Below are 11,737 nucleotides of genomic sequence, written 5' to 3' on the forward strand. Positions count from 1 at the left end.
GGTCAGTGACCGCTTACTGGCACATCACCCGACCAGCCAGCAGGCCCCGGCTTGGCGGCCTCCAGCTGCACCAGACTGATGCTGCGCTCCCAGAATCCCCCCTCGCAATAGGCGAAGTAGAAGTGCCACAGCCTGATGAAATCCTGGCTGTAACCGAGCTTGGGCAGCTCGGGCGCCAGCGCCAGAAAGCGCTCGCACCAGTGAGCCAGGGTGCGGGCATAGTGATGGCCGTGATCGTGCAATCGCACCAGCTGCATGTCGGTCTCCCGCGCCAGCAACCCCGCCATCTGGGAGACGCTGGGCAGGCAGCCACCGGGGAAGATGTAGCGCTGAATAAAGTCGACCCCGCGCAGATATTGGGCGTGGCGCTGATCGGCGATGGTGATGGACTGGATGAGCAGACGACCACCGGGCTTGAGCAACCGTGACAGCTGGCGGAAATAGTCGGGCAGGAAGGCGTGGCCCACCGCCTCAATCATCTCGATGGAGACCAGCTTGTCATAAGTGCCCTCCAGTTTTCGGTAATCCTCCAGCAGCAAGGTGATGCGATCCCCCAGCCCCTCCCGCGCAATCCACTCCTTGGCATAGTCGTGCTGAGCCCGGGAGATGGTGGTGGTGGTCACCCGGCAGCCATAGTGGCGGGCGGCATAGACGGCGAGGCCGCCCCAGCCGGTGCCGATCTCCAGCAGATGATCGTCAGGCCCCAGCGCCAGCCGCTCGCAGATGGTGCGCAGCTTAGCCTGCTGCCCCTCTTCCAGCGTGGCCTCGGCGCTCGGATAGATGGCGCTCGAGTACTGCATATGACTGTCGAGAAAACCCTGATAGAGGGTATTGCCGAGATCGTAGTGGGCGGCGATGTTGGAGCGCGAGCCGGTCAGGGTATTGCGATTGAGCCAGTGGCGCACCTTGTTGAAGGGGAAGCTGAGCCAGCCGAGGCGCCGCTCGAGGGAGTCGAGCAGGGTCAGGTTGCGGGCCAGCAGCCGCACCAGCGCCACCGGATCCGGGCTGGTCCAGAGCCCCTCCACCCAGGTTTCTCCGGCGGCAATGCTGCCCCCCAGCAGCAGACGGCGATAGAAGGCGGGATCCTGCACCACCAGTTCGGCATGCAGAGCGGTACCCGCGACGCCAAAGCTGTGGCGCTCACCGCCATCCCACAGCAGCAGCTGGCCATGTTCGAGACGACCCAGCAGTTTGAGCAGCAATTGCCTTGCACTTTTATCGATGAATGAGGCTGAGAGGGTAGATTGAGCAAGTTCCATTAGCGGCTCTCCGGATGGGTAAATATTGGTGTTCGTTTGATAAAAAGACGCAGGGCCTGCCAGTAGATCCCGAGCAGCACCTTCATGGTCATCCATGGCCAGCGGGCCAGCAGGGCCACCAGCCCCTTGCGCGACAGCGGTTCGCGGTGCAGCGCCAACGTAGCGTCAAACAGCTTGGCTTCACCGGATACGGGATGACTCTCGATATGGATCAGTGTCTCCTGCGCGGGCGGCCTGATCCGCCAGTGATAACGCATCGCCAGCCCCATAAAGGGGGAGACGTGAAAATCCTTGTCATGGGGGGCCAGCGCCGCCAAATCCAGCAGGTAGTAGTGACGCTCGTTCCAGGGGGTGTTCGACACCTCCGCCAACAGATAACGCGCCTCTCCCTGCCGGTAGCAGAAGTAGAAGTTGACCGGGCTGAAGTAGAACCCCAGACAGCGCACATTGCCGAGCAGCAGCACCCGTCCCTCTGGGTCGGCATCGCCACCCAGTTCGCTCACCTTCTGCCACACCGCCTGCTTGAGGCTCCCCTCGCTGCCCTTGAGATAGTCATGGCGGTGAAACGAGAGCAACCCCGCCTTCTCTACTCCGAACCAGCGCCCCTGATCGAGCTGCGGCAGCTCGTCGAGATCCAGTCCCAGCATAAAGAGGCTGTAGGAGAAAGCGTGGGCCCGCGGCGCAAAACGGCGGTGGCGCACCGAACCCTGCCAGATGGAGCTAGTGATACTGGCCAGTTCGTCGGCACGCCCATGTTCGGTGGCCACGGTGGCGCCGTTCATAACTCGGCCCCGAAGCGCTGGGCGACATCCAGCGCGCTGCGCACCCCATCCTCATGGAAGCCGTTGTACCAGTAGGCGCCGCAGAAGTGGGTGTGCTGCTGGCCGCAGATCTCAGCGCGCCGCTGCTGGGCAGCAATGGAGGCCTGATTGAACACTGGATGGTGGTAGACGAAGCGGCGCAGCACCTTGCTCTCATCCACCTTGCCTTTGGGATTGAGGCTGACGCAGAAGGGCTCCGGCGAGTTCACCCCCTGCAGGATGTTCATGTTGTAGCTCACCAGCGGCCGCGCCTCGTCGTTGCCATCGAGCTGATAGTTCCAGCTGGCCCATGCCTTGCGGCGGGTGGGCAGGCAGCGCACATCGGTGTGAAGCCAGACATCGTTGGCCTGATAGGGCATGTCGCCGAGAATAGCCAGCTCCCGCTCGCCGGGATCAGCCAACAGCGCCAGCGCCTGATCGCTGTGGCAGGCGAAGATCACCTCGTCAAACCGCTCCTCGCCGTAACTGCTCTGGATCACCACGCCGTCCGCGTCCCGCCGTACGCTCTGCACCGGGCAGGCTAGGCGGATCTGCGACTGCCAACCCGCCGTAAGGGGGCCGATATATTCCCGCGAGCCACCCGGGATCACGTACCACTGGGGACGATTGGCCACATCGAGCAGGCCGTGATTGGCAAAAAAGCGCAGGAAGAAGCCAAGAGGGAAGGCGCGCATATCGGCCAGGGTCGATGACCAGATCGCCGCCCCCATCGGCAAGATGTAGTGGCGGGCGAAGTAGTCGCTAAACTCCCCCGCCAGCAGAAAATCCCCCAGGGTCAGCTCGGGACCAGCGCCCTGATGTTGACCATCCGCTAGCCAGGCGCGCGCCTCCCGGTTGAAACGCAAGATCTCGGCGACGAAGCCGTAGAAACGGGGGCTCAGCAGATTGCTGCGCTGGGCAAACAGGGTGTCGAGGTTGTGGCCGTTATACTCCAGCCCCTCCGGACTCTTTACCGAAAAGCTCATCTCGGCCGGTTGCCGCGCCATGCCGATCCGCGCCAGCAACTTCAAGAAGTTGGGGTAGGTGCGATCGTTGAAGACGATAAAGCCGGTGTCGATGGCATAGCTGCGACCAGCCAGATCCACATCGACGGTGGCGGTGTGGCCACCCAGGGTCGGCGCCGCCTCGAACAGGGTTATGTCATGGAGTTTGTGGAGCAGAAAACCGGCGGTGAGTCCCGAGATCCCTGAACCGACGATGGCGATCTTTTTCTTCATGAATGGCGTCCTTTCGATACGAGTGCGCGGCCAAGGCGCAGCCAGAGTCCCACCGGCAGCGCACCAAGCAGGCGCAGCAACCAGATGAAACGGCGGGGAAAGTGGATCTGGTGACGACCTGCGGTCAGCCCGTCCATGATGGTGCGGGAGGCCTCTTCCACCGTCACCAGACAGGGCATGGGAAAATCATTTTTGGCGGTCAGCGGCGTCTGGACAAAGCCGGGGCGGACAAGGGTCACCCCGATCTCTTTGCTGGCCAAATCGAGGCGCAAGGTATCCGCCAGATAGTCGAGGGCCGCCTTGGAGGCGCCATAGGCCTCGGCTCGCGGCAGCGGCAGCCAGCTCGCCGACGAGCTGACGATGGCCAGCCGTGATCCCGCCCCCAGCAGCGGCAGGAAGGCGGCCAGCGCATGGCCGGTGGCGGTCAGGTTGGTGTCGATGACACGGGCAAACAGCTCGCTGTCAAACCCCTCGGCCACATCCATGTACTCGCAGTTGCCTGCGTTGAGGATCAGCAGATCCAACGGAGGCAGCGTAGCGGCTATCCCGTTCATTGCGGCCAGATCCCTGGCATCGAACTGCAGCGGCGTGACGCCATGAAGCCCCAGCGCCTGCAGCCGTTCGCTATCGCGACCACAACCCCACACCTGCCAGCCTGCCCGCCGGTAATCGAGCGCCAGCTGGTGACCGATACCGGAGGTTGCCCCGGTGATGAGCACCCGGCCGCTCATGTGCCGAGCCTCATCTTGATAGTGCGCACCACGGGCCCGAGCAGCGGCAACTGCTCGTAGAGCATGGCGCCAAGGTCAAAATAGTCACGGTGCTGGCACACCTTGCCCGCCTCGTCGAACTCGAGGCGGGTGGCCCCCTCCACCGTCACCGGCTCACCACCACGCAATTTGGGGTGGGAGAAGGTCATGGTCCAGCCGAGCCAAGCCTGCTGCCCCTGTTGCTGCTGACTGGTGATGACGAAGCGACAGTAGGCGAGGCGCTGATAGAGGGCGGCAAAATAGTCGCCAAGGGCCACCAGTCCCTCGATACGGTGGGCAGGATCGGTAAAGACCACCTGTTCGGCATAGACCTCGGGCAAGCGGTGCAACTGCTGTTTGTCCAGTTGCTGATAGAGGCCAATAAAGCGTGCCAGCGGCTCGTTCATCCTATTTCTCCAGAGAGCGAAACATCTCGATGGCTCTCACCCGGGCAACGGCGTGATCCACCATGGGGGCCGGATAATCCTGCCGCCTCTTGAGCCGCAGCCAGTCGTGGGGCTGATGCACATAAGCGGCGGGAATATCGGCAAGTTCAGTTACCCAGGTACGGATAAACTCCCCTTGTGGATCAAATCGTTGCCCCTGAGTGGTGGGGTTGAAGACCCGGAAATAGGGCGCCGCATCGGCACCTGTGCCCGCCGCCCACTGCCAGCCGCCATTGTTGGCCGCCAGATCGCCATCGATGAGCCGACTCATGAAGTAATCCTCCCCGAGCCGCCAGTGGATATGGAGATCCTTGGTAAGAAAACTCGCCACTATCATTCTCAACCGGTTGTGCATCCAACCGGTGGCGTTGAGACAGCGCATCGCTGCATCGACGATGGGGTAGCCGGTGCGCCCCTCGCACCAGGCGGCGAAGGCATCCGGATCCCAGCTCCACGGCAGGGCCGCCGTCTCCGGTTTGAAGGGCCTATTCATGGAGAGGGTCGGGATCAGCACCAGCAGGTGGCGATAGAACTCGCGCCAGATGAGCTCATTGAGCCAGACAAAACCGGGCTGGGCCTTCGACTGGGGCCGATAGCCAAGCCGCTGCTGGAGCGCCGCCACACACTGGCGCGGGCTGATGATGCCCGCCGCCAGATAGGGGGAGAGCACGGAGGTACCCGCGATGGCGGGAAAATCCCGGGTCTCGCCATAGTCGAGCACCGCCTGCTCCAGAAAGTCATTCAGACGGCGGCTGGCCTCCGCCTCCCCCACCGGCCAGCGGGGGTCTGCCGTCAGCTCGCCAAGGGCGGCATCGACGAAGTGCCGCTCGGCCAGCGGCTGCCACGGCAGCGGCTCGCCACGGGGCGCAGGGGCGCGATGAATGACAAATCCATCCTCATCGAGTGCCTTGAGCCAAGCTCGACTGAAGGGGGTGAACACCTTGAACATCTCACCCGAGCCGGTCAGCACCCGCCCCGGCGGCAATACGCAACAGCCGTTGAGCCAGTGACAAGTCACCGCCTGCTCTGCCAGCACGGCGCTGACGGCATGGTCGCGGCGCTGCTCGTCGATCTCGATAGCCTGATTGGCATAGATCTGGGTCACCTCCAACTCGCGACATAAATCAGCCATCGCTGCGGGCACCTCGGCAAAGGTCTCCACTCGCAGCAGATGGAGCGGAATGCCGATCGCCGCCAACTCGCGGCCCAATTCATCCACCTGTGCCAACATAAAGCGCTGACGGATGGGGGCCATCTTGTGCTGCCGCCACTGGGTGGGAGAGACGATAAAGAGCGCGGCGACCGGCTCATCACCGGCGCAGGCATGCCGCAAAGCCGGGTTGTCGGCAAGGCGCAGATCGGTGCGAAACCAGACCAGTTTCATGACTTTTTCCTCCCGCGTCCGCTGGTGCCACCCGCAGCAGGCGTCTGCGCCATCAGCTCGGCAAGGCTCGCCTGCCAACCGTGGGCGTTAAGCCACTCACCATCGTAGAGGCGCCCCAGCTCACCAAAGAAGCGGGTACTGGCGGGCCACCCGGCGGCCAGATCCTGCTTGCCAAGGCCGGCCCCCAGCAGCACCAGCCAGGGGGTAACAGCACGTCCTTCCAGCAAGCTGGCATGGCGGGGCTCCACCGCCCCCAGCAGTTGCACCTCATAGCCCTGACCGATCAGCTCATATGCAGCCCAGACCAGATCGAGGGGGCCGACCTGTCCCCAGCTAGCCAGCGTGACCGGCACGCCCTTCTCCTGCTCGATCAGGTGGCGGGCGAAGCGGGTATGGAGCCAGCCCAGCCACACCTGTTGCAGCAGCTCGCCATCGGGCCGCTCGCGCCACAGCCCCAGCAGCCGTTCCACCAGCGGTTGCAGTACCCGGCTGCACACCAGCTCGAACGGGTAGCTTGCCAGCAGGTCGCTCAGCTCAGCCTCCGCCTTGCGCTGGTTAAAGGCGAGCAGCGCCTGACTGAACTGCTCCAGGGTCTGCTGCCAGTGATCGCTCACCGGCTCGGAATGGGGTTCGCTCAAGAGCCCCTTCACCTGCCCGATGCTCACCCCCCGCTCCAGCCAGCTCAGGATCTCGCCGATCTGGCGAATATCCTGCTCGCTGTAGAGGCGGTGGCCCTTTTCGGTGCGGGCCGGTTGCACCAGACCGTAGCGGCGCTGCCAGGCGCGCAGGGTCACGGCGTTGACGCCGGTGAGGCGGGAGACCTCGCGAATGGGGTAGATCCCCTCATCAGGCAGAGGGGCAACTTGTTGCGATAAATCAGACATGACAACGTCCATCAAACAGAGGGGTGAAGCACCCCGACGCAAGGCCTGCGCCGGGGCAACAGAACGGATTCAGAGCCCGTAACGCAATTTGAGCGTATCGGGGTGCGGATTGAGATAAACCTGCTCGGCGAGATAGGAATTGGGGTACTCGCGCAGGTAGTGGCGGATCAGGGTGAGCGGCACCAGCAAGGGGAAAATGCCGGTGCGGTACTTGTCGATGGTATCGGCAAGCTCCTGCTTCTGGGCCGGGGTCAGCACCCGCTTGAAGTAGCCCTGCAGGTGCATCAGCACATTGGTGTGGCTGCGGCGGTTGGCCCGCAAGGTCAGTGCAGCCATCAACCCCTTGATGTAGTTGTCGGCCACCTCCTGCAAGTTGGCGGACTTGCCCAGATTGCCGAGCAGCTTGCCGAGGATGCGGTAGTGGGTGGTGGCGTGGGAGAGCACCAGATACTTGTAGCGGGAGTGGAAGCGGATCAGCGCAGAGGCGGTGATGCCGCGGGCGCAGAACTGCTGCCAGTCGTGGTAGGCAAAGACCCGCAGCACGAAGTTCTCGCGCAGGATGGGGTCGCACAGGCGGCCATCCTCTTCAACCGGCAACAGTGGGTTCGCTTCCATCAGCGCCTTGGCAAACAGGCCGATCCCCTCCTTGGCGCTCCCCTCGTTGTTGGCACCATAAATTCTCACCCGCTCCATGCCGCAGCTGGGGGATTTGGCACAGAGGATGTAGCCGGAGATAAAGTCGAGCTGGCGCGCTTTCTGCTCGCTGAAGGCAATCAGCTTTTCGGTGACATCGAAGCTGCCGTTGCTCGCCTCGGCGCGGATCTCGCCATGGCGCTTGACCAGCCGGATGGCGGCGCGGGGCGCCCCGAGGCCGATAGCCATCTCGGGACAAACGGGGTGGTAGTCAAAGTGAGCGCCAAGATCCCGTTCGCAGAAGCTGGAGCGCTTGTGGCCCCCGTCGAAACGCACCTCTTGTCCCAGCAGGCAGGCACTGATACCGACTTTAATCTTGTACATGATGGCACTCCTTGTATAAGCATTGATTCAGTTATAGCAGTTATACAAATAAATGGAAGTTGTATAACTATTGCCAACTGATACGACACAAGGAGAAAAAGAGGATCACCGGAAAAACAAAAAAGCCCATGGCAAACGCCATGGGCCAAAACCAAGACACTACGGACTACGGGAAGGGGGATTAGAAGCTGTACTTCACACCCACACTGGAGATAGAGCCCTGTTGCACATCCCACTTGCGGTAGGTGTAGTCGGCAGTCAGTGCCCAGTTCTGGTTGAGCTTGTAGGCGCCGCCCACCTTGAAGTCATGCATATCGCCGGTCATGTTGGCGTAGCGGTACGCAGTGGAGAGCTCGATGTCACCGATGTCGTAGCGCAGGCCCACTTCACCGTACATGCTGCCACCGTCTTTACGCAAAATGGTATCCCAGCCCTTGTTGTCCACGTTGGTCTTCCACTCGCGTTCCATGGTGTAACCCATCACACCGGTTTCACCATAGAGGTTCAAGCCAGTGCTGAGCGGGGTGAAAACACCCAGACCCAGGCTGGCGATACCCATGCTGTCGTTGCCATCCTGAGCGGCAGTACCCTCGGAAAGCAGGCGACCATAGAAGTGGTCGGCAAAAGAGGTGGAGAGATCCAGCGTCATACCATTGAAATTACGTGTACCACCATTATCACGCGAGAAGGCACCCTCGAACGCATCGGACTTGAGATAGTCGGATTTGGTGTGAGCCCAAGTCAGACCCCCCTTGGCGTAGCTGAAAGCATCCTGCGCCATGGCGGAAGTAGAGGCGAACCCGGCCAGAACCAGAAGAGATACGGTTACTTTTTTCATGATGTTGACTCCATGTGATTGGGCCCGTTGCTAACGAGCTGGTATGGCGTCATTGTGCGGCGAAGTTCCCTGATCACCGAGTGGCAAGCTGTTGCAGAAGGATGTCAGATGTAAGCAGATATTGCAGGGGGTGTCAGTGGTAACAAGTTACCGGCCCAGACAGTGAATCCGGGCCGGACAGGCGGTAAATCAGCGGAATACCACCTCGTCAATTTCGACCCGCACCAGCGGCTGACCGGTCAATCCGGCGGGACGAGGGATCTCGATGACCCGCGATGGACGCGCCTGCCCCTTGCGCAGATAGGTCTCGGGCAGGCGGTTCTCGGCGACCCAGAAGCGTGCTTCCTGGCGGCTTAGTTGTACGCCCTGCTCACTAAAGAGGGTCACCCAGCCCCGCACCCCCACCACATTGCGACTACCGGTATTGCTGACCACGAAGGTCACCGCCAGTGGATCAGTCGCGTCAATCTTGTCGAGCTTGACCACGACCCCTTCGCGCGCCGCCTGTGACAGCAGTTCGGGGTGTGCTTTGGCCTGCTCGGTCAGCACAGGTGCCGCCACCGCAACCACGGCCCCCGCGTTTACCCCGTCCGCCACTGTCTTGACCTGCTCGGCCGGTTTGACCACCAGATACTCCCAGGTAAAGTCATCATTGAGCTGAACCTGGCGGCCATCAGGCAAGGTCACCTGAGAGAGAGGGGCGGCCTGTGCCAATACGGGGGAGAGGCAGAGGGCGACCAGCAGACGGGAAAAGGGTTTCATAAAGGGACGCTCGATAACGGGTGAAAGGGCGACAGTATAAACAGTCGCCTCGCCTCTTGCCTATGACAGCACTCACGTTCTGGCCAAGCCACTCAGCGGCAGGCTAGATAGCCAGTTCGTGCCGCTCTTTCTGGACCATATCCAGGGTCACCAGGTCGAACTCGGTGCCTTTTAGCGCCAACAGAATATCTGCTTGCATATCAAACGCCCGGGCCCGCTGGTGTTCGGGCAGCCGCACCCTGGCCAGGGTGGTCGTGCAGTCGCACAGGGTATGAAAAAAGACCTGCGCCTCGTCGAGCCCCATATCGGCCAGCATCTGCTCCGCCTGATCCACCATCCGCAGATAGCGCTGTTTGAGCAGTTTCGGATTGGAGAAGCGCTTGCTCAGACAACCGTTGCTCCCCTTGCCCCAGCGACCAAGCTCGCGCTTGTTGAAGCCGTAGCGGAAATCACGACCCGTCACCCCATTATCAGCAAACAGCCAGAGGGTATTGGCCGGAAGGGAGCCGAAATGGGCCAGATAGGCCTCTTTTTCTTCCGCGGCATCCGGGATCAGCAGAGGCAAACGCGCCCAATCGGCACGCTCTTGTACAAACTCATACAACCGACGCGCCGGATCAATCAGCCCATCGATGTGAGGCAAGCGATCACAGAAGACGATCTCGTCAGTCTTGATGATCCAGTGCTCGATACCATAGCGCTGGCAATAACGACGGGTACGCGCAATTTCACTGCGGCTGCGGGTCGGATTATCCAGGGTGATAGCGCGGATCTTGACGCCGCTGGCACGACACAGATCGATGCTGTAGCAGGATTCCAACCGCCCCGAAAAAGAGACAATCAGCTCGTCAAAACTCGCCAGCTGCTCGATCAACAGCTGTTCCCTAGCTTGAAAAGAGTGATCATATCCTTGATTCAGTACAACAACATTGGCACCCATTGAACAGCTCCCGATGATGAACAGGTGCGCTATTGTGCGGCAAAAAAGCTGAATGGGCCCTTAAAAATTCTGGTTAAAATTAAAACTTAATGATTATCTCCTGTGATTCTGCCGTCACATCTTCATTTTGTGCGTCATAAATTCGCAAACTGGCCTGATGAACCTGATGGGCGCGCAAAAAACCCTGCGCCTGATCCAGCGAGGTGAAGGTCAAACGCGCCCCCTCGCTATCGGTCAGACAGAGGCACTCCCCTTCCGCTTCGATGCAGAGCTGATAACCACTGCCATCCTTGCAGGCGATGATCAGGGTCGCCTCGGGATAGTGGCTGAGCCAATTGCGAAACCGGCTATGCTCCATAATCCTCCCAAAGGGGCATTACCCCTTGCCGATCGCGGGCAAACAGCCCAGCCCAACCAGCTGCTGGCGGCAACGTGCCGCGTCGGTGAAAACCATCCCCTTGATGCCAAGGGCCTCTGCCGCCGCGACGTTGGCGGGGCTGTCGTCAATGAAGATGCACTCTGCCGGTTTCAGATCGAATGACACCAGCAGGTAGCGGTAGATATCCGGCTCCGGCTTCATCATCCGCACTCGCGCCGATACCACCTTGCCGCTGAAGAAGCGCCAGAACGTCTGATGCTGCTCCAGCCAGTCGATGCTGGCATGCCCCATGTTGGAGAGGGCGTAGAGCGAATGGCCCGCACTGTGCAGTTCGGCCATCAAGGTGAGCATAGCGGGATCTGGTTGCAGCGAAGGGGGCACCGCCTGCAAAATCGCCAGGTTTTCTGCGGCGCTCAGACCGGTCCGGCTCTCCGCCTGGCGGGCCATGGTGTGCAGCGACATGGTGCCGCGGTCCACCTCCAGCCAATCCGGATGGTGAAAGAGCCGCTCCGCCAACTGGGCTGCCCCTTGCGACCCGCGCACCGAGCTCACTATGCCGACCGGATCCCAGCTCACCACCACCCGTCCCAAATCGAAAATAATCGCCATCCCGGCCTCCTGATGTGCAGAAAAACGGGCGGGATATTGGCTTCGAATAAAGCCAGACATACTCCCGCCACTTAACCGGATACCCTGCCCCCATCGCAGGGCGCGGGCAAGTTTTACTTGCATCGCAGCAGTAAATCCCTTAATGGTTAAGGCGTTAATATGAGGATCAAGACCATGCAAGCGACATTCTTCTTTGCTTTCTCGTTTATCCGGCCCGCTTGAGGGAAGGCCTGTCGTCGTGTAAACAGAAAGCAAAGACGAATCAAGCCTCCCCTAGCGGAGGCTTTTTTTTGCAGCAATATCAATTGATTAATTAGGATAGGGAACCATCATGGCCACGCTCGACGAGATCAGAGAAGACATCACCCGGTTGGATCAGGAGCTGCTTGCCCTGCTGGCCAAGCGCAAGACGCTCAGTATCGAGGTCGCCCG

13 protein-coding genes and 1 other annotated feature are annotated in these 11,737 nt (G+C 61.0%); all 13 genes read right to left on the reverse strand.

Annotated features, from left to right (window positions below; translation table 11 throughout):
* Positions 1–2: 2 nt before the first annotated feature.
* The 13 genes from ACE1BR_RS10855 to ACE1BR_RS10915 all read right to left on the reverse strand — a co-directional run bounded on the left by ACE1BR_RS10855 (position 3) and on the right by ACE1BR_RS10915 (position 11,305).
* Positions 3–1,259, reverse strand: a complete 1,257-nt coding sequence (locus tag ACE1BR_RS10855) for a class I SAM-dependent methyltransferase (protein WP_374870130.1) — start codon at positions 1,257–1,259, stop codon at positions 3–5.
* Entirely contained in the window at positions 1,259–2,041 is a 783-nt protein-coding gene (locus ACE1BR_RS10860) for a DUF1365 domain-containing protein (RefSeq protein WP_374870132.1), read from the reverse strand. Before ACE1BR_RS10860 ends, ACE1BR_RS10855 begins: the two co-directional genes overlap by 1 nt.
* A complete protein-coding gene (locus tag ACE1BR_RS10865; RefSeq protein WP_374870134.1) occupies positions 2,038–3,297 on the reverse strand; it encodes an NAD(P)/FAD-dependent oxidoreductase in 1,260 nt (419 codons plus the stop codon). Before ACE1BR_RS10865 ends, ACE1BR_RS10860 begins: the two co-directional genes overlap by 4 nt.
* The gene (locus ACE1BR_RS10870) at positions 3,294–4,028 is read right to left on the reverse strand and encodes an SDR family NAD(P)-dependent oxidoreductase (protein ID WP_374870136.1); all 735 of its coding nucleotides are present in this window, start codon (positions 4,026–4,028) and stop codon (positions 3,294–3,296) included. The genes ACE1BR_RS10865 and ACE1BR_RS10870 overlap by 4 nt, the downstream gene beginning before the upstream one ends.
* Positions 4,025–4,453, reverse strand: a complete 429-nt coding sequence (locus tag ACE1BR_RS10875; RefSeq protein WP_374870138.1) for a nuclear transport factor 2 family protein — start codon at positions 4,451–4,453, stop codon at positions 4,025–4,027. The genes ACE1BR_RS10870 and ACE1BR_RS10875 overlap by 4 nt, the downstream gene beginning before the upstream one ends.
* A 1-nt stretch (position 4,454) precedes the next feature.
* Positions 4,455–5,876, reverse strand: a complete 1,422-nt coding sequence (gene phrB / locus ACE1BR_RS10880) for a deoxyribodipyrimidine photo-lyase (protein WP_374870139.1) — start codon at positions 5,874–5,876, stop codon at positions 4,455–4,457.
* Positions 5,873–6,760: a MerR family transcriptional regulator gene (locus tag ACE1BR_RS10885; RefSeq protein WP_374870140.1), complete on the reverse strand. Its 888-nt coding sequence runs from the start codon at positions 6,758–6,760 to the stop codon at positions 5,873–5,875. The genes phrB and ACE1BR_RS10885 overlap by 4 nt, the downstream gene beginning before the upstream one ends.
* A 69-nt stretch (positions 6,761–6,829) precedes the next feature.
* Positions 6,830–7,777: a YbgA family protein gene (locus ACE1BR_RS10890; RefSeq protein WP_374870142.1), complete on the reverse strand. Its 948-nt coding sequence runs from the start codon at positions 7,775–7,777 to the stop codon at positions 6,830–6,832.
* Between the two features lie 181 nt (positions 7,778–7,958).
* Positions 7,959–8,615, reverse strand: coding sequence for an autotransporter (locus tag ACE1BR_RS10895; RefSeq protein WP_374870144.1), 657 nt, complete (start codon positions 8,613–8,615; stop codon positions 7,959–7,961).
* 189 nt (positions 8,616–8,804) lie between these two features.
* A complete protein-coding gene (locus ACE1BR_RS10900; RefSeq protein ID WP_374870146.1) occupies positions 8,805–9,377 on the reverse strand; it encodes a DUF3157 family protein in 573 nt (190 codons plus the stop codon).
* Positions 9,378–9,480: 103 nt separating this feature from the next.
* Entirely contained in the window at positions 9,481–10,317 is an 837-nt protein-coding gene (locus tag ACE1BR_RS10905) for a hypothetical protein (protein ID WP_374870148.1), read from the reverse strand.
* A 79-nt stretch (positions 10,318–10,396) separates the two neighbouring features.
* Positions 10,397–10,675 carry a DUF6482 family protein gene (locus ACE1BR_RS10910; protein ID WP_374870150.1) on the reverse strand — a complete coding sequence of 93 codons (279 nt, stop codon included), beginning with the start codon at positions 10,673–10,675 and terminating at the stop codon, positions 10,397–10,399.
* An 18-nt stretch (positions 10,676–10,693) separates the two neighbouring features.
* Complete coding sequence (locus tag ACE1BR_RS10915; protein WP_374870152.1) at positions 10,694–11,305, reverse strand: HAD family hydrolase; 612 nt, start codon at positions 11,303–11,305, stop codon at positions 10,694–10,696.
* A gap of 170 nt (positions 11,306–11,475) precedes the next feature.
* Positions 11,476–11,597 (forward strand) — a sequence feature (Phe leader region).
* The last annotated feature ends 140 nt before the right edge of the window (positions 11,598–11,737 follow it).

This window comes from Aeromonas sp. MdU4 (genome assembly GCF_041929505.1).
GTDB lineage: Bacteria > Pseudomonadota > Gammaproteobacteria > Enterobacterales > Aeromonadaceae > Aeromonas.